The 18,422-nt window shown below is 69.7% G+C and carries 20 protein-coding genes and 3 pseudogenes; 8 read left to right on the top strand and 15 right to left on the bottom strand.

The features are described from left to right. Positions 1-125 precede the first annotated feature (125 nt). On the top strand, positions 126-503 hold the full coding sequence (locus tag SPR02S_RS59320; protein WP_019063701.1) for a hypothetical protein: 378 nt from the start codon (positions 126-128) through the stop codon (positions 501-503). A 4-nt stretch (positions 504-507) separates the two neighbouring features. Here the strand turns inward: SPR02S_RS59320 and SPR02S_RS45415 are convergent, their stop codons facing one another. Both SPR02S_RS45415 and SPR02S_RS61130 read right to left on the bottom strand, forming a co-directional pair. Beyond that, positions 508-828, bottom strand: a complete 321-nt coding sequence (locus tag SPR02S_RS45415; RefSeq protein WP_019063700.1) for an ArsR/SmtB family transcription factor — start codon at positions 826-828, stop codon at positions 508-510. A 73-nt stretch (positions 829-901) separates the two neighbouring features. Continuing rightward, positions 902-1,057, bottom strand: a pseudogene (locus SPR02S_RS61130) (IS5/IS1182 family transposase); the annotation flags it as partial. 338 nt (positions 1,058-1,395) lie between these two features. Here SPR02S_RS61130 and SPR02S_RS45405 point away from each other — a divergent pair. Further along, positions 1,396-2,421 (top strand): SMP-30/gluconolactonase/LRE family protein, encoded by a 1,026-nt coding sequence (locus tag SPR02S_RS45405; protein WP_174447600.1) that lies wholly within the window; start codon positions 1,396-1,398, stop codon positions 2,419-2,421. Positions 2,422-2,467: 46 nt separating this feature from the next. Here SPR02S_RS45405 and SPR02S_RS57835 read toward each other — a convergent pair. From SPR02S_RS57835 to SPR02S_RS57820, 10 genes and pseudogenes are all read right to left on the bottom strand, one after another. Further along, positions 2,468-2,864: pseudogene (locus SPR02S_RS57835) on the bottom strand (transposase family protein); the annotation flags it as partial. A gap of 16 nt (positions 2,865-2,880) precedes the next feature. Further along, positions 2,881-4,005, bottom strand: coding sequence for an IS110 family RNA-guided transposase (locus SPR02S_RS57830; RefSeq protein ID WP_043258940.1), 1,125 nt, complete (start codon positions 4,003-4,005; stop codon positions 2,881-2,883). A 238-nt stretch (positions 4,006-4,243) separates the two neighbouring features. Next, positions 4,244-4,594 (bottom strand): annotated as a pseudogene (locus SPR02S_RS57825) (helix-turn-helix domain-containing protein); the annotation flags it as partial. A gap of 113 nt (positions 4,595-4,707) precedes the next feature. Then, complete coding sequence (locus tag SPR02S_RS45385) at positions 4,708-5,010, bottom strand: hypothetical protein (RefSeq protein ID WP_019063694.1); 303 nt, start codon at positions 5,008-5,010, stop codon at positions 4,708-4,710. 133 nt (positions 5,011-5,143) lie between these two features. Continuing rightward, positions 5,144-5,473 carry an ArsR/SmtB family transcription factor gene (locus SPR02S_RS45380; protein ID WP_026151474.1) on the bottom strand — a complete coding sequence of 110 codons (330 nt, stop codon included), beginning with the start codon at positions 5,471-5,473 and terminating at the stop codon, positions 5,144-5,146. An 82-nt stretch (positions 5,474-5,555) separates the two neighbouring features. After that, a complete protein-coding gene (locus SPR02S_RS45375) occupies positions 5,556-5,948 on the bottom strand; it encodes a hypothetical protein (RefSeq protein ID WP_019063692.1) in 393 nt (130 codons plus the stop codon). Positions 5,949-5,959: 11 nt separating this feature from the next. After that, a complete protein-coding gene (locus SPR02S_RS45370) occupies positions 5,960-6,985 on the bottom strand; it encodes a WD40 repeat domain-containing protein (protein ID WP_019063691.1) in 1,026 nt (341 codons plus the stop codon). Further along, a complete protein-coding gene (locus SPR02S_RS45365) occupies positions 6,982-7,998 on the bottom strand; it encodes a CobW family GTP-binding protein (protein ID WP_026151471.1) in 1,017 nt (338 codons plus the stop codon). Before SPR02S_RS45365 ends, SPR02S_RS45370 begins: the two co-directional genes overlap by 4 nt. A 9-nt stretch (positions 7,999-8,007) precedes the next feature. Then, positions 8,008-8,226 carry a hypothetical protein gene (locus SPR02S_RS45360; protein ID WP_019063689.1) on the bottom strand — a complete coding sequence of 73 codons (219 nt, stop codon included), beginning with the start codon at positions 8,224-8,226 and terminating at the stop codon, positions 8,008-8,010. 8 nt (positions 8,227-8,234) lie between these two features. Further along, positions 8,235-8,708 (bottom strand): Fur family transcriptional regulator, encoded by a 474-nt coding sequence (locus tag SPR02S_RS57820; RefSeq protein WP_043258925.1) that lies wholly within the window; start codon positions 8,706-8,708, stop codon positions 8,235-8,237. 251 nt (positions 8,709-8,959) lie between these two features. Between SPR02S_RS57820 and SPR02S_RS45350 the strand changes: the two genes are divergently transcribed. Next, positions 8,960-9,295 (top strand): ArsR/SmtB family transcription factor, encoded by a 336-nt coding sequence (locus tag SPR02S_RS45350; protein WP_020684276.1) that lies wholly within the window; start codon positions 8,960-8,962, stop codon positions 9,293-9,295. Continuing rightward, complete coding sequence (locus tag SPR02S_RS45345; protein WP_043258938.1) at positions 9,295-10,023, top strand: cation efflux transmembrane domain-containing protein; 729 nt, start codon at positions 9,295-9,297, stop codon at positions 10,021-10,023. The genes SPR02S_RS45350 and SPR02S_RS45345 overlap by 1 nt, the downstream gene beginning before the upstream one ends. Before the next feature lie 92 nt (positions 10,024-10,115). Here the strand turns inward: SPR02S_RS45345 and SPR02S_RS45340 are convergent, their stop codons facing one another. Beyond that, complete coding sequence (locus SPR02S_RS45340; protein ID WP_026151469.1) at positions 10,116-12,092, bottom strand: heavy metal translocating P-type ATPase; 1,977 nt, start codon at positions 12,090-12,092, stop codon at positions 10,116-10,118. Between the two features lie 94 nt (positions 12,093-12,186). Here SPR02S_RS45340 and SPR02S_RS45335 point away from each other — a divergent pair, with 94 nt between their 5' ends. From SPR02S_RS45335 to SPR02S_RS45320, 3 genes are all read left to right on the top strand, one after another. Continuing rightward, the gene (locus tag SPR02S_RS45335) at positions 12,187-12,573 is read left to right on the top strand and encodes an ArsR/SmtB family transcription factor (protein WP_019063684.1); all 387 of its coding nucleotides are present in this window, start codon (positions 12,187-12,189) and stop codon (positions 12,571-12,573) included. Positions 12,574-12,785: 212 nt separating this feature from the next. After that, positions 12,786-13,603 (top strand): IS5 family transposase gene (locus SPR02S_RS61980; RefSeq protein WP_086021711.1). Its coding sequence is split into 2 segments (ribosomal slippage): positions 12,786-13,134 and positions 13,134-13,603, totalling 819 coding nucleotides; the frame shifts between segments, so codons are not numbered across the junction. A 141-nt stretch (positions 13,604-13,744) separates the two neighbouring features. Next, positions 13,745-14,251 carry a MarR family winged helix-turn-helix transcriptional regulator gene (locus tag SPR02S_RS45320; RefSeq protein WP_019063681.1) on the top strand — a complete coding sequence of 169 codons (507 nt, stop codon included), beginning with the start codon at positions 13,745-13,747 and terminating at the stop codon, positions 14,249-14,251. A gap of 40 nt (positions 14,252-14,291) precedes the next feature. Here the strand turns inward: SPR02S_RS45320 and metX are convergent, their stop codons facing one another. After that, positions 14,292-15,437 carry a homoserine O-acetyltransferase MetX gene (gene metX, locus SPR02S_RS45315; RefSeq protein WP_086021712.1) on the bottom strand — a complete coding sequence of 382 codons (1,146 nt, stop codon included), beginning with the start codon at positions 15,435-15,437 and terminating at the stop codon, positions 14,292-14,294. Further along, on the bottom strand, positions 15,434-16,795 hold the full coding sequence (locus SPR02S_RS57815) for a bifunctional o-acetylhomoserine/o-acetylserine sulfhydrylase (RefSeq protein WP_019063679.1): 1,362 nt from the start codon (positions 16,793-16,795) through the stop codon (positions 15,434-15,436). Before SPR02S_RS57815 ends, metX begins: the two co-directional genes overlap by 4 nt. A gap of 204 nt (positions 16,796-16,999) precedes the next feature. On the opposite strand from SPR02S_RS57815, the gene SPR02S_RS45305 reads away from it, so the two are divergent. Then, positions 17,000-18,202 carry an IS110 family RNA-guided transposase gene (locus SPR02S_RS45305; protein ID WP_019063678.1) on the top strand — a complete coding sequence of 401 codons (1,203 nt, stop codon included), beginning with the start codon at positions 17,000-17,002 and terminating at the stop codon, positions 18,200-18,202. Positions 18,203-18,422 lie beyond the last annotated feature (220 nt).

The raw sequence follows: 18,422 nt of genomic DNA, 5'->3' as shown, positions 1-18,422 counted from the left end.
ACCGCTGTTGGAAATGGATTTCATGACCATAGAGTGGGGAGGTGGTTGTGCGGTGTCAAATCACCCGCCGCCAAATGGCTTGCTGTCGGAGCGAGTTGAGTCCGAATCCAAAGGAGGGCACGGACATGAGCGACGCGGGTCGCGGCCACCGGAGCCACCCGTTCACCCTTGTCGTCTGCTCGTCCTGCCGGGTCGCGACGGACCAAGTGGTGGACGTGCTGCGGCGGGCCGTTCGAGGCTGCCCGCACGGGGCCATGGTCTCCACCGGGTGCCTGGAGAGAGTTCTGCACTGCTGTCGTGACCGCGGACTGCATGCCGTGGTGCAGCCGTGCACGGTGGACCGCAGGCCCACCGGGGGCGTCGTACGTATCGGCCCGATCGTCACCGTCGCCGACGCCGAAGCGGTCGGGGTGTGGCTGCGAGGCGGGATGCCCGACGACGGCACGCTGCCCGAGCGGCTCCGCGCGGCCCCCGCTCCATGGCAGGTCGCCCGCCTCAACTGAGGGGCTACTCCTGTGCGTGCCGGATGGCGTCCAGCACGATGTGGGCGACGTGGTCGTCGGTGAGGCCGTACTGGATCTCGCGGGCCTGCCGCCGGGCGGTCACGATGCGGGAGTTGCGCAGAACGCGAAGGTGCTGGGAGACCAGCGGCTGGCTCACGCCGAGGGCAGCGACCAATTCGTGGACGTACTTTCCGCCCCCGGACAGCTCCCGCACGATGCCGAGGCGGACGGGCGAGGCCAGTGCCTTGAGGAGGTCACTCGCTGCCTCCAGGGCGCGTATCGGCTCGTCCGCGGGAGCTGTCGGGGAGGGGGGAGTCGTCGTCATATGCATACATTAGCAAGTGACAATGATTTTCGATCTGGGTGAGGGCCGCCGGGGGATTGACCAGTGAGCCTTTTCAGCGGTGCCGCTCCAGGGTGAGGATGGCGGTGGTGATTGACGACATGCAGTTCGGGCTGCACCAGGCCTTGCGGAAGATGCGCCAGGACTTCAGTCGTGCGATGCCGGGCTCGACCGGTGCCCGCGCCGCCGACAGCGCACGGTTGACGGTCTGATTCACGGCCGCCACGTAGGCTTCCAGCACCTGACGTCGGGTGTCGGCGAACACCCGGCCGCACACAAGACTTGTGAGTCTGTTGAGGAGCACGTCCTCGCGCACCCAGATACTGGCCGGATGCCCATTGGTCCGGTACTCGGCCTTCGGCGCGAACCCGACGTCGGTGGTGGCCAAGGGTGCGACGCGTACGTGGCGAGCGGTACGTACTTCACGCCCACGGACCCAGATCTGCTGCTCGCGCACATCAGTTGAATCCGCCGGCCCGAGCGGGCGGCGCGGTTGGCAGGGCGATAAGAGGGTTTCTCATGCGAATCCTGGGCTGTTCTCAGACAAGGTTGCGAGCATCAGGCCCGTCAACTGCTCGCATCGGTCCGCCAACGACCCGGGGAGCCCTCATTTCCATTCGCCTTCGCCGCTATCACCGCTCCCTCCTGCTGAGCGCGGTCACGCTCGCCGGACTGGCCGTCGGCACACAAACCACAGGCACCGCTTTCGGTGCCACCGCGCCGCTGAGCGGTGCGCGCGAGGTCGTCCATTTCGACATCGCCACCCTGCAGCAGCCGGAGAACATCACGCTGGAGCCGGGCGGGGCCGCCGATGTGACGTTCCAGAAGTCCCGGCAGGTGGCCCAGGTGGCCTTGAGCGGGACGATCACCGTACTGGCGACCCTTCCCGCGCCGCCCACCGGCAGCGCGACGGCGACGGCGTCCGGCATCGTACGTACCGCCGACGGCACGCTCTACGTCAACTACAACGCGGGCGCCAATTCCGGCATCTATCGGATCCCGGCGGGCGGTGGCACTCCCGTGCTGGTGGTGGCGATGCCCGAAGTGAAGGTGCTGAACGGCCTGGCGATCGACGCGAGCCGTGACACCTTGTACGCGACCGACTCCTCGTCCGGCACCGTGTGGAAGGTGTCGCTGAGGACGAGGGTCGCCTCCCTGTGGACACAGGGAGGCGACTTCCAGCCCGGTTCGACCTCGACGTCCTCGTTGGGGGCCAACGGTGTCAAGGTGCACAACGGCGCCGTGTGGGTGACCAACACCGGCAACGGTACGTTGCTTCGGGTACCGATCAACAAGGACGGCACGGCAGGTACGGACACCGTCAAGGCGACCGGCCTGTCCGGGATCGACGACTTCACCTTCACCGGCCGCGGCGACCAGGTGCTGGCCGCCCAGAACGGCACCAACCAGGCCAGCATCGTCAGCTCGGACGGCATGGTTCAGACGGTACTGACGGCGGCGGACGGGATCGAGAACCCGACCTCGGTGGCGGTCAAGGGCTCGACCGTGTACGTGGCGAGCGGGGCGTACCTCACGCGCACGGATCCGAATCTGCTGCTCGCGCGGCTGCGCTGAATGCGGGCGCGCCGCGGACGGGGAGCTCTTTCACCACTGAGGTTCTTCAGCGTTGCCGCTCCAGAGTGAGGACAGCCTTGGCGATTCGCGTCATGCGGTTCGGGCTGCATCGGGATCTGCGGAAGATCTGCCAGGACTTCAGGCGTGCGACGCCGCGTTCAACGGGTGCCCGTGCCGCGGCCAGGGCCCGGTTGAGGGTCTTCTCGGTGAGGGTGAGTTCCTGCAGGGGCCTGCGTTTGATGCCGGTGCTCACCCACGGGCCGCCGCCCTGGTAGGCGAGGTCGGCCAGGATGGGGACGCCCTGGCGCTCGCAGATGCGGATGATCCGGTGGGTGCGGGCAGCGGTCAGGTCGTGAGTGCGGCCCGGCAGTGCGGGTGAGCGACAGCAGCCGGCCGTCCGGGTCGGTGACCACCTGCACGTTCACTCCGTGCCGGCGGTGTTTGATGCCCCTATGTTCGTCAAGCTGCGATCATTAGGGTTGCTGAAGTATGAGGCTGCTGGTGACGCGTGATCATGTCGGCGTGGATCAGGTGGTATACCTCGCGGGCTGCGTAGCGTTTCAGGCAGCGCATGACCTCGCGTTTTCCCTTTCCTTCGGCGGTGCGTCGCTCCAGGTAGAGGCGAGTGCGCTCGTCTTGTCGCATGCGGGTGACCACGATGCGGTGCAGAGCGGCGTTGGCCTGCCTGTCTCCGCCGCGGTTGAGCCGACGGCGTTGGCTCTTCCCCGAGGACTTCTCAACAGGGCTGACACCGCACAGGGCGGCGAATGATGCCTCGCTGGCCAGCCGTTCCGGGTTGTCGCCTGCGGTGATCAGCAGGGCCGCCGCACTGTCGGGTCCGATCCCGAGCTGCTCCGGCAGGCTGGGCGCAGTAGCCCGGACCGCTATGGTCATCCGTCTTCCGAGCTCGTTGGCTTCCTGCCGCAGCTGCATAACGCGCTGCGCTAGCAGCCGCAGCGTGAAGACCGCCGTGTCGGCTGCCGGGTTGTCCTCGCGGGTGTCGGCCAGTCCTGCGCATCGGCGGAGCAGTAGCGAAGTCGAGAGCGGCTCCAGCTCCTCGCGTAGGGCGGACGGAGCGTTGACCAGCACGGACTTGAGCTGGTTGAGCGCTTGAGTACGGGCTTTGACCGCGGAGTTCTTCGCCAACCGGAGCATACGCAGTGCTTCCACGTGCCCGTCGCCGCTCTTCGGTAGCGCCCGTGCCATGCCCGACAGCGCGCCCCGGGCGGCGGCCTCGGCGTCGACGGCGTCGGTCTTGCCGCGGCGGCGCCGGGTGGATCGGTCGGGCTGGTTGACCTCCACCACCGAAACCTGCTGGGTCGCGAGGAAGCGGGCCAGGCCCGCGCCGTAGGAGCCGGTGCATTCCACCCCGGCGCGCAGCACCGTCCCGCACTGGCGTGCCCAGTCGAGAAGGTGGCGGTAGCCGGCCGCGGTGGCCGGGAACTCCCCGCTGCTCAGCAGCCTGCCAAGGTGGTCAAGGACGGCGGCGACGTGCACGTCCTTGTGAGTGTCGACGCCGAGCACCACCATGCGCGGCTCGGCCGCAGCCTCGACATCGTGGATGGCAGGAAGGGCAGCAGGCATGCCGAGGGTGGTCACTGTGCTCCTGTTCGACGACGTACCGATAGTCAGCGCCGGTCGGTGGAGCGGTCAGAACTGTGACGGTGCCTTCGAGGCCAAGGCCCCTATCGGGACACGCTCCGCCGGCCCGGTGCCGGTGCGTGTCGTTCCGGCCCGGCTGACAGATCAAACACAAGGCACAAGTGGCCAGTGAGAGTACGAGTCAAGCCGTGGCCAGAACGACACGACCACCATCCTCACAGTGGGAGTAGTCGGCCCGGCCGTCGCCGACCCGGTCGCACTCGGCGGGCGTGCCGTCCAGCAGGACGAAGTCCTCCTCGGCCTCGCGCAGGACCTTCAGCAGCCCCGGCGCGCGTTCGGCGAGCAGGCCGATGACCGTGCTGGTGTAGGCGTGGGCGGTGGACTCGCTGATCCCGAACCCGGCAGCGATCTTCGCGAGGGTGGTGTGTTCGCGCAGGTACACCAGTGCCACCATCGCGCGCTGGGACGGGCGGAGCTTGCAGCGCCGGTCACCCTCACGGGTGACGATGAGCATCGTGACCCACTCCACGAGCGCATGCGGCAGGTCGAGTGCGGCAGGATAGATGACCAACGAGGCCCCCGAGCAACGTGGTTGAGACGTCAGACATCTCGATCAACAGCCCGGGGGCCTCGCTCGTTGCGGTTCGTAGGCCGTCACCTGATCGGTGGCCAACTCGAAGAAGCTCAGTGATCGTCCCAGTGGCCCTCGTGGGCGGCGTGGCGGTGGCCGTCGTGCACGTAGTCGACGTGGTCCTCGTGCGGTACGGCGACGTGGCCGCAGCCCTGGCCGTGCTGGTGGTCGTGCCCCTCATGGGTGCCGTGGCCGGTGCTCGCACATTCGTCGACGTGGGCCTCGTGGGCCTTGTGGAGGTGGCCGTCGTGCGCGTAGTCGACGTGGTCCTCGTGCGGGATGGCGACGTGGCCGCAGCCCTCGCCGTGGGTGTGCGTGTGGCTGTCGTGCGTGCGGTGCCCGGTGGCGGTGGTCATGTCGTACTCCTGCTTCCGCTTCTGCTTTCAGGGTGCCTGCGGCTGTGCCCCGCAGGCGATGCATGGCGACATTAACATATAGCAATCTACGCATGTATTGGTCGACGCGCGGCGCCCGGTGCCCGCTTCGATGTCAGTCGAGTGTGCGTGCGCCGAGCCGCAGGTGCTCGATGTGGTGGACGGCCTGGTCGAGGAGCTGGGCGACGTGGTCGTCGTAGAGGCGGTAGACGATACGACGGCCGTCGCGTTGCCCGGTGACGAGGCCAAGGGCGCGCAGGAGGCGGAGTTGGTGGGAGACGGCGGACTGTTCCATGCCGACGGCGGCGGCGAGTTCGGTGACCGAGTGCGCGGAGTGGCGCAGGGTGGTGAGGATCAGCAGTCGGGAGGGGGTGGCCAGTGCCTGGAGGGTGGCGGCTACCGACGTGGCGGTGGCTTCGTCGAGCGGAGCGTAGTCGGAGCGAATGGGGGCACCTCCCGTGCCCGAAGGGCTACGGGGGAGGGCGGCCACGATGATGTCGCGGCCGCCCTCTGCCTCGTCGGGATGCTCACCGGCGTGCACGGAGCCGGGCCTCGCGTGGCGGGCGGACGAACTGGAGCTCCAGCGTGGCCGGGGGCTGCGCGACGCCCGGTCCGCCGGCCGCCGCCCAGTTCACGACCTCCTCCGTGCAGTCGTCGTCCATCGCGAAACCGATCCAGACGGCCCGGCCGCCGGCCCGGCGTCCGTCGGCGGAGGGCTGGACGACGATGACGTTGGCCTGGTCGCAGGGGCCGAGGCACTCCGTCGTACGGACGTGGAAGCCGTGCTCGGCTGCGCCGGAGCGCAGCCGGTCCAGCTGCCAGGCGTGGTCGGTACCGGGGTGTTTGCGCGGGTCGCCGCAACAGCAGCCCCGGCAGACGACGATCGTGCAGGGCTGCGAGCGGGTGGCGTCGATCGTCACCGTACGAGGGTTCACAGGGCGGCCCTGGAGGGGACGCCGTAGGCCCGGACGCGGCCGTTCCGGTACGCGGCGATCAGCAGGTGCGGTCCGGCCCAGGCGAGCGCCGCGACGGCCGTGCCGTCACCGGTCAACTCCCGTGCCGGGCGCAGGCGTTGCTGTGCCCGTCCGGCCGTGGCGTACCACAGCGCCACCGTGCCGTCGTCCCCGCCGCTGGCCAGCTGGCCGCCGGCGCCCGGCCGCCACGCCAGTGCCGTGATCGTCTCGTGGCAGCGCAGAGAGCGCGGCGCTGTGCCTTCCGGCCCCTTGCCGGAGAAGTCCCAGACGGTGATGTCCGGTGCTCCGTCGGCGGCGAGCCAGAATCCGCTGTCGTCGAAGGCGAGGCGGGAGATCTTCTCCGGGTAGCCGGACATGGTCAGGTCGCCGGCGTCCCGGATGCGCCAGATGTGGATGGACGCGTCCTGGTTGCCGCTGCAGATCCACCGGCCTGTGGGCGCGACGGCGAGGGCGAGGTGCGAGCCGACGTACGGGTAGGTCACCACCGGCTTCGGCGTGTGCCGCTCGTGCCCGTGCACCGCCCCGTACGCGGCCACCGCGAGCCGCCGCCCCTGCCGCATCCAGGCGAGGTCGGTGACGGTGGACGCGGCGGGGTCCGTACGCCACAACTCCTCGCCGTCCGTGTCGAGTACGAGGGCACGGCGTCCGGAGGCGATGGCGACCCGCTCGGGGTCGGCCCAGGCGGCGGCCGCGGACCAGGCACCGGACTCCCGGACGGTCGTCCTTCCATCCGTGCGCCGCCAGAGCGCGTAGCCCATCGGCCCGGTGGCAGCCAAGTGGCCGGCATCCGGCGCGAGTTGGACGGACAGCGACCCACCCGGCAGCTCAAGGGAACCCGTCTCGGCTCCCATGGCCGCATCCAGCACCCGGACTGTGCCCTCGGCCCCGGCGACGGCGACCAGGTCGCCGCGTGCGCTGAGGGAGACGGGTGCGTCGTCGACGGCGATGTCCCACACCGTCGGAGCTTCGACGGCGGTGCTCACGCGACCGCTCCCGCCGTGGCCAGGCACGCCGCGAAGCCGCGCTCCAGTTCCTTGCGGTCGAGGTTGCGGCCGATGAAGACGAGCCGGTTGCGCCGTTCCTCGCCGTCCCGCCAGTCCCGGCCGAACTCCCCGTCCAGGAGCATGTGTACGCCCTGGAAGACGTACTGCTTCGGTGCCCCGGCGATGGCGAGGATGCCCTTGGAGCGGAAGATGTCGACGCCCTTGGTGCGGAGCAGTGTGCCGAGCCAGGGGTTGAGCTTGTCCTCGTCGAGTTCGCCGGGCAGGTCGATGCCGACCGAGGTGACGGTGGCGTCGTGCTGGTGCTCGGTGTCGGTGAGGAAGGACGGGTCGTCGGCGAGCACCCGCTCCAGGTCGAACGCACCTACGTCCAGTACCTGTTGGAGGTCGATGCGGGCGTGCTGGGCGGGGATGACGCGCACGCCGGAGTTGATCGCGCGGACGCGGCGGATCACGTGCCCGATGGTCTCCTCGTCGGCGAGGTCGGTCTTGTTGAGGACGACCCGGTCGGCGAAGGCGATCTGCTCGACAGCCTCGTTCTCCACACCCTCGGGCTTGACCTCGTCGAGGTGCTGGAGCACGTGGGCGGTGTCGACGAGGGTGACGATGGCGTCCAGGCGCAGCTGGGCGGCGATCTCGTCGTCCATGAAGAAGGTCTGGGCGACGGGCGCCGGATCGGCGAGTCCGGTGGTCTCGATGAGGATGTGGTCGAACTTCTCGCGGCGGCGCATCAGCGCGCCCAGGATGCGGATGAGGTCTCCGCGCACGGTGCAGCAGATGCAGCCGTTGTTCATCTCGAAGATCTCTTCCTCGGCGTCGAGGACGAGCGCGTCGTCGATGCCGACCTCGCCGAACTCGTTCTCGATCACGGCGATCCGCATGCCGTGGTGCTCGGTGAGAATGCGGTTGAGCAGGGTGGTCTTGCCCGAGCCGAGGAAGCCGGTCAGGACGGTGACGGGCACTCGCGTGTCACGAGATTCCGCTGTGGTGGTCAATTCGGGCTCCTAGTGGTTCTGTTGGTCCTGGTCGGTGGCGAGCAGGACGCGGCGCAGGTCGGCCTCGGTGATCCGGTCGGCGAGCACGTGCAGGGTCCAGCGGCGGGCCGCTCCGTCCATGGGGAGTACGGCGACGACCGTCTCCACGGGCGGACAGCCCGGCTCGGTGCAGGCGAGCTGGCGGACCATGACGGCGGTGTCCTCGTCGAGGCCGAGCAGCCGGCGCACGGTCTCCTTCAACTCGCGCAGCTGCGGGCTCGGCCCCGGCTGCCTCGGTGATCGGGCTCCCAGCGGCACGACGGCCCCTCTCCTCGTTCGTCTGCGGTGGTGTCGCAGTCGGCGCACAGGCCGGTGAGTTCGACGGTGTGCTGTACCGCGGCAAACCCGGTGTCGACGGCAATCCGGTCGACCCACTCCTCGACGACCTCGGCCTCCACCGGACGGCTGCGGCCGCAACAGCGGCAGACCAGGTAGTGACGATGACCGTCGGCGGACCGCCGGCGGTAGAGCCGCTCGCCCGCCTCGTCGCGTACGACGTCGACCCCACCGTGAGCCTCCAGCTCACGCAGTGCGCGATAGACGGTGGTCAGGCCGATCGGCAGGGTCTCGGCGACCAGCAGGGCGTGCAACTCCTGGGCCGACACGAAGTCCTGACGCCCCGCGAGCAAACGCCGAACCGCCCTCCGTTGCCGGGTTGTCCGCCCACCCACAGCGGATCACCTCCATCAGCGTTCGCCGCTTCGGTACAGTCAAACACCGTAGATGAAAATGAAATCCATGTCCATGTAAGTGTCAACTCGGGTGTGAGGCGACGGTGAACGGTCGATGGCGGCGAAGGGGCCGTCGGCGGCGCGGGGCCGTCGGCGGCGCGGGGCCGTGCGGGGGTCCGCGGCGGGCGCGGTGGCCGACCGGCCGACAATTCATGATTGTCTGAATTCAGGAATCTGTGTACTGTCGGGTCGTGCTGACTGTTGCCTCTGACATCGACGTACTGGCCCGGTTCGGCCGCGCGCTCGCCGACCCGATCCGCTGCCGCATCCTGCTCGCCCTGCGCGAGGCCCCGGCCTACCCCGCCGATCTCGCCGACGCCCTCGGCGTCTCCCGCACCCGGCTGTCCAACCACCTCGCGTGTCTGCGCGACTGCGGCCTGGTCGTCACCGTGCCCGACGGCCGCCGTACCCGCTATGAGCTGGCCGACGAACGCCTCGGGCACGCACTGGACGACCTGCGTACCGCCGTGGTGGCTGTCGAGTCCGGCCGCACGTGCGTCGACGCCGACGGCAAGGGGTGCTGCTGATGGCCGCGATATCCCTGGGCCCGTCCCCGGTCCGCCGCGATCTGCTGGCCCGCCGGATACGCCTGCTGGTCGCCGCGACGATCACCTACAACGTCGTCGAGGCGGTCGTCGCCCTGACCGCCGGCACCCTCGCCTCGTCCACCGCCCTGATCGGCTTCGGGCTGGACTCCGTCATCGAGGTCTCCTCGGCCGCCGCGGTCGCCTGGCAGTTCTCCGCCCGTGAGCACGCTGTACGCGATGCCCGCGAGAAGACCACCCTGCGCATCATCGCCGTCTCGTTCTTCGCGCTCGCCGCCTATGTCACCGCAGACGCCGTGCGCGCCCTCACTGGCTCCGGCGAGGCCGAACGCTCGGTCCCCGGCATCGTGTTGGCCGCCCTCTCCCTTGCCGTGATGCCGTTCCTGTCCGCCGCCCAGCGCCGCGCGGGCCGTGAACTCGGCTCCGCCAGCGCGGTCGCCGACTCCAAACAGACCCTGCTGTGCACCTACCTCTCCGGTGTGCTCCTGACCGGTCTGATCCTCAACGTCACCCTCGGCTGGTCCTGGGCCGACCCCGTCTCCGCGCTCGTCATCGCCGCTGTCGCCGTCAAGGAGGGCCGCGATGCCTGGCAGGGCAAAGGCTGTTGCGCGACTTCCGGCGCTGCGGCGGTTCCGGCCGCCGAAGCCGATGTCTATGTCGAGGTGGGCGATGCGTGCGGCTGCGGTCCCGGGTGCGAATGCTGCAACTGACCCTCCACTGACACGGGAGTGGGGAGCAAGAACAACAACACGCACCTGCCGTGCCACCCCCCGCAGGGGGTCGGCACGGCAGGTGCGTCTGCTCACGCAGTGTCCTTGGCGAGGTTCGTCCAGGCGGTCTCGCGCAGCAGACGGAGGCCGTTGAGGCCGACGATGACGGTGGAGCCCTCATGCCCGGCGACGCCCAGGGGCAGCGGGAGACTGCCGATCAGATCCCAGGCGACCAACGCGGTAATGAACACACAGGCGATGGCCAGGTTCTGGATGACCAGGCGGCGCGCGGCGCGTGAGAGCTTCACGACGGTGGGGATGGTGGCCAGCTCGTCGCGGACGACGACGGCGTCGGCGGTCTCCAGGGCGAGGTCGGAGCCGGCCTTGCCCATGGCGATGCCGGTGTGGGCGGTGGCCAGCGCGGGTGCGTCATTGACGCCGTCACCAACGACGAGCACCCTGCGACCTTGCTCCTCCCACTCCCGCACGGCTGCCACCTTGTCCTGCGGCAGCAGGCCGGCGCGTACCTCGGTGATGCCGACCTCGGCGGCCAGGTGCCGCGCGGCGCGCTCGTTGTCGCCGGTCAGCAGGACCGGGGTGTGGCCGGTCAGGCGGGTGAGCGCGGCGACGGTGGCGATGGCGTCCGGCCGCAGCCGGTCGGCGATCCCCAGTACCCCCACCGGCGCACCGTCGAGCAGCACGACAACCGCTGTACGCCCGGCCTCCTCCAACTTCCCCACCACTTTCTCGTAGGTCTGGTCGGCGCCGGCGGTCGGCAACCGGGTGGGAGAGCCGACCTGGACGGTGTGTCCGTCGATCGTGGCGGTGACGCCCTGGCCGGGGACGGAGGCGAAGTCGGAGGCGGCGGCCAGGGGCAGGCCGCGTTCGAGGGCGGCCGCCACGACGGCGCGGGCCAGGGGATGTTCGCTGGGGTGCTCGGCCGAGGCGGCGAGCCGGTGCAGGGCGTCCTCGTCCAGGCCGCTGCCGGGCAGGGGGCGGATGTCGGTGACGCGGGGGGTGCCCTCGGTCAGGGTGCCTGTCTTGTCGAGAGCTACGGCGTCGATCTGCCCGAGGCGTTCCATCACGACGGCGGACTTCGCGAGCACGCCATGCCGTCCCGCGTTGGCGATCGCGGACAGCAGCGGCGGCATGGTGGAGAGCACCACCGCGCACGGCGAGGCGACGATCATGAAGGTCATCGCCCGCAGCAGGGCCGACCGCAGTTCCTCGCCGAAGGCGAGCGGCACGGCGAAGACGGCGAGGGTCGCGAGGACCATGCCCACCGAGTAGCGCTGCTCGATCTTCTCGATGAACAGCTGCGTGGGGGCCTTGGTCTCGGAGGCTTCCTCGACCATCCTCACGATCCGGGCGATCACCGAGTCCGCCGGGTCGCGTTCGACGCGTACGCGCAGGGCGCCGGTGCCGTTGACGGTCCCGGCGAACACCTCGTCCCCGACCTGCTTGGCCACCGGCAGCGGCTCGCCGGTGATGGTGGCCTGGTCGACGTCACTGGCCCCGTTGAGGACCTGGCCGTCGGCGCCGACGCGCTCGCCGGGCCGGACCAGGAGGATGTCTCCCACCGTGAGGCGTTCGGCCTCGACGCTCTCCTCGGTGCCGTCGGGCAGGAGCCGGGTCGCCGTGGTGGGGGCGAGGTCGAGCAGGCCGCGCACGGAGTCCGCGGTCCGCGCGGTGGCGATGGCCTCCAGGGCGCCGGAGGTGGCGAAGATGACGATCAGCAGCGCGCCGTCGAGGACCTGGCCGATCGCGGCAGCGCCGAGAGCCGCGACGACCATCAGCAGGTCCACGTCCAACGTCTTGTCCTTGAGGGCCTTCAGCCCCTCCCAGCCCGGCTCCCAGCCGCCGGTGACGTAGGTGGCGGCGAACAGCGGACCCCACGACCAGGCCGGGGCACCCGGCAGGTACAGCGGAAGGGCGAGCAGGAACAGCAGCAGCGCCGCGAGTGCCCAACGGGCCTCCGGCAGCACCAGAATGCGGGTGCGGCGCCGCGGAAGGGTCGGTCGCGGACCTGCGACGGCCGGCGCGGGCCGCCGATCCAGGACAGAAGACATGACAAAACAACCCTTCACGGGCGGACGGGGCAACAGCTCCCACCATACAGGAACATCTGAACAGGTCTTCATGTGTCATGGCTATGATGGGCACATGGGCCACGGAACCGACGCCACCAGCAGTGCCACCACGCGCGAGCGCCTCGACGCCGTCGGCACCGCTGACGTCGCCGCCACCCTCCAGGCCCTCGCCACCCCCTCCCGGCTGCACATCCTGGCCCGGCTCCAGGAGGGCCCCTGTTCGGTCGGCGACCTCGCCGACGCCGTCGGCATGGAAGCCTCGGCCTGCTCCCACCAACTGCGCCTGCTGCGCAACCTCGGCCTGGTCACCGGCGAGCGGCACGGGCGCTCGATCATCTACGCCCTCTACGACAACCACGTCGCGGAACTCCTCGACCAGGCCCTTTATCACGTCGAGCACCTGCGCCTGGGCGTTCGCGACCTGCCGGCCGAACTGCCCGAGCCCGTCGCCGCGGACTGAGCGGCGCGCTGGCTGCCGGGGGCACTTGGCGGCGCGTTCGGGGCGGTGGGCGGTGGCGCAGTGGATGGCGGTCTTCCCGGGCGATGCCGAACAGCCGCAGCCGCATCAGTTTGAGGGGATCGGCGCTCGGGACGCCTCATCGAGGTAGGACTCGAACCTGCGGCCAAGCGCTTGGACCGTGTCCTATGTGGTGATCATTCGTTGGGCTGGTCATGGGGCGGGGTACGTGGAGTTGGATTGTTCCGGATGGTCTGTGGGAGATCGCGAAGCCGCTGATCCCGCCGCCGAGAGTGCGGCCGCAGGGCGGCGGAACGCAGGACACGCCTGATGAAACGCTGTTCGCGGCCATCGTCTACGTCCTGGTCAGCGGCTGCGCCTGGCGAGCCTTGCCGCCCTGCTTCGGGATATCGAAGTCGACCGCCCACCGCCGGTTCCTGATCTGGTCGAGAGCCGGCGTCTGGGGCCGCCTGCACGAAGCCGTGCTGCACCGCCTCGACGACGCCGGGCTCATCGACGTCACCCGCGTCGTCCTCGACACCGCCCACGTCCGGGCTAAAAATGGGGCGAACACACAGGCCCGAGCCCCGTGGACCGGGGTAGGCCGGGTTCCAAGATGCACGTCCTGTCGGACGCGAACGGACTGCCCCTCCTCGTCGGTATCTCAGCTGGTAACACCCACGACAGCGAAGGGCTGAAGCCCATGATCGAGGGTCACCAAACGAGACACGACCCTCACCGCGGCCGGTACTTCAAACCCCAGCGCCTCCACGCAGACAAAGCCTACGACCACGCCAGCCTGCGGAAATGGCTGCGCGGCAAGCGCATCGGAGTCCGGATCGCGCGCAAAGGCATCGAGTCCAGCGAACGGTTGGGGCGCCGCAGGTGGGTGATCGAGCGCACGATGTCGTGGCTGTCCGGCTACCGCAGACTCAGCCCCCGCTACGAGCGCCATCCCCGCAACTACCTGGCCTTCCTCGGTCTCGCCGCCGCCCTCTGCTGCTACAAACGGTTCGTCCGCCTCACCACGTAGGACACGGTCTAATTGTCTGGTCCGTAGTTGTCTAGTCCATTTTTCAGGCCGTCGGATCGGTCCGGCCCGGATGGCACGAGAGGCGGAAAAGGGGAGTTTCATTGGTTTGAATGTTCAAACGGGTCCGGTTAAAGTGCCGCCATGACCACGACGCCACGCTGGCTGGATGCCGAGGAGCGGCGAGCCTGGCTCGCCTACGTCGAGTTCTCCACTCTCCTCTCCGACCACCTCAACCGCCAGCTGCGGCGCGACGCGGGGATGACACACTCCGACTACATCCTGCTCGCCCACCTCTCCTCGATCCCGCAGGGCACCCTGACCATGTCGGAGCTGGCCGAGCGCCTCAAGATCACCCGCAGTCGGCTGACCCACGCCGTGACCCGGCTCCAGGAAGCCGGTTACCTCGACCGCTACGAGGACCCCGAGAACCGGCGCAGCCAACTCGCCGTGCTCACCGCGCAAGGCCGCGAGTTCCTGGAGCGCGCGGCCCCTGGCCACGTCGAGGCCGTACGCCGCGGGGTCTTCGACGCGCTGACGCCCGAGCAGGTACGCCAGTTCGCGGAGATCGGCGAGGCGATCAATGCGGCGCTCCATCGCGAGGAGGACGTGCAGGGCGATCAGGAGGCGTTGCCCTGGCGCCGCCGGTAGCCGCCGACGGCAGGACTGGGGCAGCCGTGAACTCGGGCCGCTAGCCGAGGAGTTCGCGGACGAGCGCGGCCACCTGCTCCGTCTCGATCAGGAACCCGTCATGGCCGTATGGCGACTCGATCAGCCGGACACGGTCCGCGGCGGGGATCCCGGCCGCCAACTCGGCCTGCTGGTACGGCGGATAGAGCCGGTCGGAGTCGACTCCGGCGACCAGGGTCCTCGCGGTCACCCGGCGCAGCGCGGCACGCGTGCCACCGCGATCGCGGCCGACGTCATGGCTGTTCATGGCCTCGGAGAGGGTGACGTAACTGCCCGCGTCGAAACGGCGCACCAACTTGGCGGCGTGATGGTCGAGATACGACTCGACCTGGTACCGGCCGCCGTTCCACGGATCCTCCGCACCCTGCGCCGCGCGGCCGAAGCGGGCCGCCAACTCCGGTTCGCTGCGGTAGGTGACGTGGGCCAGGCGCCGGGCCAGGCCGAGTCCCGCATGGGGACCCCCGCCGGTGTCGTGGTAGTCGCCGCCGTGCCAGTGCGGGTCCGAACGGATGGCGTGGAGCTGGATGTTGGCCCACGCGATCTGCTCGGCGCTGGCCGCAGCGGTGGTGGCGAGCAGCAGGAGCGCGTCCGTCCGCTCCGGATACGTCACGGCCCACTCCAGCGCCCGCATCCCACCCATGGACCCGCCGACCACCAACGCCCAACGCTCGACGCCCAGTTCATCCGCGAGACCGGCCTCTACGGCGACCTGGTCGCGCTGTGTCACGAATGGGAAGCCGCCTCCCCATGCCCGCCCGTCGGACCGGAGCGAGGACGGCCCGGTGCTGCCCTGACAACCGCCGAGCACATTCGGCGCGACGACGAACCACCGCTCCGTGTCGAGGACTTGACCGGGTCCGACGAGCGCGTCCCACCAGCCGGAGGTGGGATGCCCCGGCCCGGCGGGACCGGCGACATGACTGTCACCGGTGAGCGCGTGCAACACCAGCACGGCGTTCGAGCGGTCCGGTGCGAGCCGCCCCCAGGTCTCGAACGCCAGCCGCACACCCGGGAGTTCACCGCCCGCCTCCAGAGCGAGGGGCTTCTCCCGGGCGTGCCACTGACGGCGCCCGGGCGGGTCCCCCTCTCGCCAGGCCCCGGAGGCCGGCGGAAGGGGGACCGCCGACGGAGTCGGTACGGTGCTCAGGACGCGCCCTTGGCCGCCCGGAACCCGGCCTCCAGGTCGGCCTTCAGATCCGCGAGGTTCTCGATCCCGACCGACAGCCGCACCAGCCCCGGCGAGGTGCCGGTCGCCGCCAACTGCGCCTCGTCCAGCTGACTGTGGGTGGTAGAGGCGGGGTGGATGATGAGACTGCGTACGTCTCCGATGTTGGCGAGATGACTGAAGAGCTCGACCGCGTCCACGAACCGCTTCCCGGCCTCGACCCCGTCCCGCAGCTCGAAGGCCAGCACCGCCCCGGCACCGCGCGGTAGATATCGTTGCCCCGCTTCGTACCACCGGTTGGACTCAAGTCCCGGGTAGTGGACGGCGGCCACCTCGTCGCGCTGCTCCAGCCACTCCGCCAGAGCCTGGGCGTTGGCGGAGTGCCGCTCGATGCGCAGGCTGAGTGTCTCCAAGCCCTGGAGGAGCAGGAACGCCGAGTGCGGTGCGATCGCCGGGCCGAGGTCGCGCAGCAACTGCACGCGCAGCTTGATGGCGAAGGCGCCCGGGCCGAGCGCCGGCCAGTAGCGCAGGCCGTGGTAACTGGGGTCCGGCTCGCTGAAGTCGGGGAAGCGCTCCACGTGCGCGCCGAAGTCGAAAGTGCCGCCGTCGACCACGACACCGCCGATCGTGGTGCCGTGCCCGCCGAGGAACTTCGTTGCCGAGTGGACGACGATGTCGGCGCCGTGCTCGATCGGCCGGAGGAGATACGGGGTCGGCACTGTGTTGTCGACAATCAGTGGCACCCCCGCCGCGTGCGCGACCTCGGCCACCCCTCGCACGTCGAGGACGTTGCCGCGCGGATTGCCGAGCGTTTCGGCGAACAGGGCCTTCGTGTTCGGCCGGATCGCGGCTCGCCACGCCTCCAGGTCGTCGGGGTCGTCGACGAACGACACCTCGATGCCGAACTTCGGCAGCGTGTGCCGGAACAGGTTGTACGTGCCGCCGTACAGGGACGTACTGGAGACGAGGTGGTCGCCCGCGGACGCCAGCGTCAGGATGGCGAGGGTCTCCGCGGCCTGCCCGGAGGCGAGGGCGACGGCGGCGACCCCGCCTTCGAGGGCGGCGACGCGCTGCTCGAAGACGTCCTGGGTGGGGTTGTGGATCCGGGTGTAGATGTTGCCGGGCTCGGCCAGCGAGAACAGGTCCGCGGCGTGCTGGGTGTCACGGAACACGAACGAGCTGGTCTGGTAGATCGGTGTCGCCCGCGCCCCGGTCGTCGGGTCCGGTACGGCACCGGCGTGGACCTGCTTGGTCTCGAACGACCAGGCCGAGGTGTCGGGACCTGCGGGCTCGTCCTCGGGGGTGTGACCCGCGGCGACGGCGTCGATGGGCTGGCTCATGGTTCTCCGTAAGTTGTTAGGCGGCCCGGGGGGCCGGGTGTGGCTTATGGTTCTCTGCCTTCAGTGGCTTCGAAGGAGTGGCCGCCCGGCTCTCCGGGACGCCCTGGCTGCTGATTGAGACGTGCGCTTCGGTCGCTGATTACGGAGATGACAGCGGGGTGTTCCTCGGGCCGACGGCATGCCGAACGGTGCGAGGAGGGGCGAGTGAGCGAGCGACGGGCCCGGGTATGGGCCGGAATCGATGCGGGCAAGGGGCATCACTGGGCGGCGGCGGTCGACGAGACCGGTGCGACGCTGTGGTCGAAGAAGGTCGATAACGACGAGTCGGCGATCCTGACCGCCATGGGCGAGATCCTGGACCTCGCCGACAAGGTCCACTGGGCGGTGGACATCTCCGGCACGTCCTCCGCTCTGTTGCTGGCCCTGCTCGCGGCCCACGGCCAGCAGGCCGTCTACGTGCCCGGCGGCACGGTCAACCGCATGTCGGGGGCCCACCGAGGTGAGGCGAAGACCGACGCCCGCGACGCCTACGTCATCGCTGAAACCGCGCGCACCCGCCGGGACTTTGCGGCAATCGACGTGCCCGCCCAGCTGGCTGCCGACCTCGCACTGCTGACCGCTCACCGCTCCGACCTGGTGGCCGATCGAGTCCGGATGATCAACCGTCTCCGCGACACGCTGACCGGCGTCTTCCCCGCACTGGAACGGGCCTTCGACTACAGCTCGCAGAAGGGCGCACTGGTGCTGCTGACGGGCTACCAGACGCCCGCCGCGATCCGCCGCCGCGGCCGGGCAAGGTTGACAGCCTGGTTGGCCAACCGCAGCGTGCGCGGCGCCGACGCGGTCGCCGCGACCGCCTTGGAGGCGGCCCAGGCCCAGCAGACCGCATTGCCCGGTGAGGACGTTGCCGCCCAGATCGTGGCCGACCTGGCCGAGCAGATTCTGGCCCTGGACGACCGCCTGAAGCGGATCGACCAGCAGATCCGCGAGACGTTCCGAAGCCATCCGCAGGCGGAGATCATCGAGTCCCTGCCCGGCATGGGCCCGATCCTCGGCGCCGAGTTCGTCGTCGCCGCCGGCGACCTCACGGCCTACGCCGACGCCGGTCACCTGGCCTCGGCGGCCGGGCTGGTGCCCGTCCCGCGCGACTCCGGCCGCCGGACCGGCAACATGCACCGGCCCAAGCGCTACAGCCGCCGCCTGCGCCGGGTGTTCTACATGTCGGCCCAGACCGGCATGATGCGCGAGGGGCCGAACCGGGACTTCTACCTCAAGAAGCGTGGTGAGGGCTGCAAGCACGTCCAGGCCGTCATCGCCCTGGCCCGGCGGCGGGCCAGCGTCCTGTGGGCTCTCCTGCGCGACAACCGGGTCGTCACCCCCGAGCCGCCGGTCGCGCAAGCGGCTTGACTTCATCATTGAGTAATCCGATCTCCGGACGGCGATACCCCAAAGGGGAGAAAATCGGGTTACGGCCGTCCGGCTGACGTCGCGGAGTCTTGGCGCCACCGGAGCCCGGCATTGAGTAGGACGCTGGGGACCCTTCGTCAGGCACCCGGAAGTGTTGCTTCGAGCATGTGAATCAGATTCTTTTGCCTGCTTGGTCCCCGTCGGACGGCTGCTGCTCAAC

The organism is Streptomyces prunicolor NBRC 13075, from assembly GCF_000367365.1.
GTDB lineage: Bacteria > Actinomycetota > Actinomycetes > Streptomycetales > Streptomycetaceae > Streptomyces > Streptomyces prunicolor.
This window is presented reverse-complemented; position numbering and strand designations above follow the sequence as displayed.

What these genes read in the sequence shown, in the direction of transcription:
- SPR02S_RS59320 (WP_019063701.1), top strand. Translation starts at nt 126, where the DNA reads ATGAGCGACGCGGGTCGCGGCCACCGGAGCCACCCGTTCACCCTTGTC.
- SPR02S_RS45415 (WP_019063700.1), bottom strand. Translation starts at nt 828, where the DNA reads ATGACGACGACTCCCCCCTCCCCGACAGCTCCCGCGGACGAGCCGATA.
- SPR02S_RS57830 (WP_043258940.1), bottom strand. Translation starts at nt 4,005, where the DNA reads ATGCCTGCTGCCCTTCCTGCCATCCACGATGTCGAGGCTGCGGCCGAG.
- SPR02S_RS45385 (WP_019063694.1), bottom strand. Translation starts at nt 5,010, where the DNA reads ATGACCACCGCCACCGGGCACCGCACGCACGACAGCCACACGCACACC.
- SPR02S_RS45345 (WP_043258938.1), top strand. Translation starts at nt 9,295, where the DNA reads ATGGCCGCGATATCCCTGGGCCCGTCCCCGGTCCGCCGCGATCTGCTG.
- SPR02S_RS45340 (WP_026151469.1), bottom strand. Translation starts at nt 12,092, where the DNA reads ATGTCTTCTGTCCTGGATCGGCGGCCCGCGCCGGCCGTCGCAGGTCCG.
- SPR02S_RS45335 (WP_019063684.1), top strand. Translation starts at nt 12,187, where the DNA reads ATGGGCCACGGAACCGACGCCACCAGCAGTGCCACCACGCGCGAGCGC.
- SPR02S_RS45320 (WP_019063681.1), top strand. Translation starts at nt 13,745, where the DNA reads ATGACCACGACGCCACGCTGGCTGGATGCCGAGGAGCGGCGAGCCTGG.
- SPR02S_RS57815 (WP_019063679.1), bottom strand. Translation starts at nt 16,795, where the DNA reads ATGAGCCAGCCCATCGACGCCGTCGCCGCGGGTCACACCCCCGAGGAC.